Genomic DNA, 240 nt, shown 5'->3' with positions numbered 1-240 from the left:
TGTAGTGGTCAACTAATTTTGGCCACAGTTTTAGAATCTTTATATCTTACTTCAGACTCATTTGGTGCTAGGCCAGCATTATAGTGATGCGGCCTAACGTAGTTGTAATATTCATTTATATAATCGCTAATACTGAATTTAGCTTCTTTAAAATTCTGATAGCCAACTGTTGGCATCCATTCTGTTTTAAAGCTTCTAAAAAAGCGCTCCATTGGTGCATTATCCCAGCAATTACCACGA

At 36.2% G+C, this 240-nt stretch carries 1 protein-coding gene; it reads right to left on the bottom strand.

The genetic code is table 11. The features are described from left to right. Nucleotides 1-8: 8 nt before the first annotated feature. The coding region (locus CWC18_RS20660; RefSeq protein WP_171041190.1) for an integrase core domain-containing protein at nt 9-240 on the bottom strand (232 nt) is incomplete at its 5' end.

It is taken from the genome of Pseudoalteromonas aurantia, from assembly GCF_005886875.1.
Lineage (GTDB): Bacteria > Pseudomonadota > Gammaproteobacteria > Enterobacterales > Alteromonadaceae > Pseudoalteromonas > Pseudoalteromonas aurantia_A.
The sequence above is the reverse complement of the archived record's forward strand: the minus strand, read 5'-3'. Positions and strand labels throughout refer to the sequence as shown.